This is a genomic window from Exiguobacterium sp. s142 (assembly GCF_018618455.1).
Classification (GTDB): Bacteria; Bacillota; Bacilli; order Exiguobacteriales; family Exiguobacteriaceae; genus Exiguobacterium; species Exiguobacterium aurantiacum_A.
This window is the reverse complement of record NZ_JACSMB010000038.1, coordinates 1774-4772: the sequence shown is the minus strand read 5'-3', so window position 1 is coordinate 4772 and position 2999 is coordinate 1774. Positions and strand designations below refer to the sequence as shown.

The 2999-nt window shown below is 54.3% G+C and carries 1 rRNA gene; it reads right to left on the bottom strand.

Annotated features, from left to right (window positions below):
* Window positions 1-4 precede the first annotated feature (4 nt).
* A 23S ribosomal RNA gene (locus KNP77_RS15650) occupies window positions 5-2918 on the bottom strand.
* Between the last annotated feature and the right edge of the window lie 81 nt (window positions 2919-2999).

Genomic DNA, 2999 nt, shown 5'->3' with positions numbered 1-2999 from the left:
TTTCTAGATCAAAGCCTCGACCGATTAGTATCATTCAGCTCCACACGTCGCCGTGCTTCCACCCATGACCTATCTACCTCATCGTCTCTGAGGGGTCTTTCTTGATTGCTCAAAGGGAAATCTCATCTCGGAGGGGGCTTCATGCTTAGATGCTTTCAGCACTTATCCCGTCCGCACGTAGCTACCCAGCGATGCTCCTGGCGGAACAACTGGTACACCAGCGGTGCGTCCATCCCGGTCCTCTCGTACTAAGGACAGCTCTCCTCAAATTTCCTGCGCCCACGACGGATAGGGACCGAACTGTCTCACGACGTTCTGAACCCAGCTCGCGTACCGCTTTAATGGGCGAACAGCCCAACCCTTGGGACCTACTCCAGCCCCAGGATGCGATGAGCCGACATCGAGGTGCCAAACCTCCCCGTCGATGTGGACTCTTGGGGGAGATCAGCCTGTTATCCCCAGGGTAGCTTTTATCCGTTGAGCGATGGCCCTTCCATGCGGAACCACCGGATCACTAAGCCCGACTTTCGTCCCTGCTCGACTTGTAGGTCTCGCAGTCAAGCTCCCTTCTGCCTTTGCACTCTACGAATGATTTCCAACCATTCTGAGGGAACCTTTGGGCGCCTCCGTTACTGTTTAGGAGGCGACCGCCCCAGTCAAACTACCCGCCTGACACGGTCCTCCAGCCGGATCACGGCTGCGAGTTAGAGACTCTATACGCAAAGGGTGGTATCCCAAGGATGTCTCCACCGAAGCTGGCGCTCCGGCTTCACAAACTCCCACCTATCCTGTACATCGCGTACAAAGCCTCAATATCAGGCTGTAGTAAAGCTCCATGGGGTCTTTCCGTCCTGTCGCGGGTAACCTGCATCTTCACAGGTACTATGATTTCACCGGGTCTCTCGTTGAGACAGTGCCCAAATCGTTACGCCTTTCGTGCGGGTCGGAACTTACCCGACAAGGAATTTCGCTACCTTAGGACCGTTATAGTTACGGCCGCCGTTTACTGGGGCTTCGGTTCAGTGCTTCTCTTGCGATGACACATCCCCTTAACCTTCCAGCACCGGGCAGGCGTCAGCCCCTATACTTCATCTTGCGATTTAGCAGAGACCTGTGTTTTTGCTAAACAGTCGTTTGGGCCTATTCACTGCGGCTTATGTTGCCATAAGCGTCCCTTCTCCCGAAGTTACGGGACCATTTTGCCGAGTTCCTTAACGAGAGTTATCCCGCGCGTCTTAGAATTCTCATCTCGCCTACCTGTGTCGGTTTACGGTACTGGCGCCGACCTCCTTACTAGAGGCTTTTCTTGGCAGCGTGAAATCCGGTACTTCGCCCTACGGGCTCCACATCACAGCTCAACCTTGTGTGCCGGGCGGATTTGCCAACCCGACGGCCTCGCTGCTTGTCCGTGCACTTCCAGTCGCACGGTTACCTTATCCTTCTGCGTCCCCCCATCGTTCAAACGGTGGTACGGCGGTACAGGAATATCAACCTGTTGTCCATCGCCTACGCCTTTCGGCCTCGGCTTAGGTCCAGACTAACCCTGAGCGGACGAGCCTTCCTCAGGAAACCTTGGGCTTTCGACGGAGGGGATTCTCACCCCTCTTTTCGCTACTCACACCGGCATTCTCACTTCCAAGCGCTCCACGGCTCCTCACGATACCGCTTCACTGCTGCTTGGAACGCTCCCCTACCATTCCTTACGGAATCCATAGCTTCGGTGGTATGTTTAGCCCCGTTAAATTTTCGGCGCGGCGTCACTCGACTAGTGAGCTATTACGCACTCTTTGAATGGTGGCTGCTTCTAAGCCAACATCCTAGTTGTCTGTGCAACGCCACATCCTTTTCCACTTAACATACACTTTGGGACCTTAGCTGATGGTCTGGGCTGTTTCCCTTTCGACTACGGATCTTATCACTCGCAGTCTGACTCCCGAGTACAAGTTGCCGGCATTCGGAGTTTGACTGAATTCGGTAACCCTGTGGGGGCCCCTAGTCCAATCAGTGCTCTACCTCCGGAACTCTTCACCTCGAGGCTAGCCCTAAAGCTATTTCGGGGAGAACCAGCTATCTCCAGGTTCGATTGGCATTTCACCGCTACCCACACCTCATCCCCGCACTTTTCAACGTGCGTGGGTTCGGACCTCCAGTCAGTGTTACCTGACCTTCATCCTGGACATGGGTAGATCACCTGGTTTCGGGTCTACGACGACGGACTGATGCGCCCTATTCAGACTCGCTTTCGCTGCGGCTCCGCCTCATCAGCTTAACCTTGCCCGCCATCGTAACTCGCCGGTTCATTCTACAAAAGGCACGCCATCACCCGTTAACGGGCTCTGACTACTTGTAGGCATACGGTTTCAGGATCTATTTCACTCCCCTTCCGGGGTGCTTTTCACCTTTCCCTCACGGTACTGGTTCACTATCGGTCACTAGGAAGTATTTAGCCTTGGGAGATGGTCCTCCCGGATTCCGACGGGGTTTCACGTGTCCCGCCGTACTCAGGATCCACTCTGGAGGGGATAAGATTTCAGCTACAGGGCCGTCACCTTCTCTGGCCGACCTTTCCAGGTCGTTCACCTATCCTATCCCTTTGTAACTCCGTATAGAGTGTCCTACAACCCCAGGAAGCATGCTTCCTGGTTTGGGCTGTTCCCGTTTCGCTCGCCGCTACTCAGGGAATCGAATTTTCTTTCTCTTCCTCCGGGTACTTAGATGTTTCAGTTCCCCGGGTTTGCCTCACACCGTGCTATGTATTCACACGGGTGTCCCGCCAGTCTCCCGGCGGTGGGTTCCCCCATTCGGATACCTCTGGATCAAAGTGCACTTACCACTCCCCAGAGCATTTCGCTGTTCGTCGCGTCCTTCATCGGCTCCTAGTGCCAAGGCATCCACCGTACGCCCTTTCTACCTTGATCTAGCGTTTCTAAGACACACGGTCCGAACGGACCATGCATATTTTTCTTGGTTTGATGTCTTGATGAATCTTCAGTTTTCAA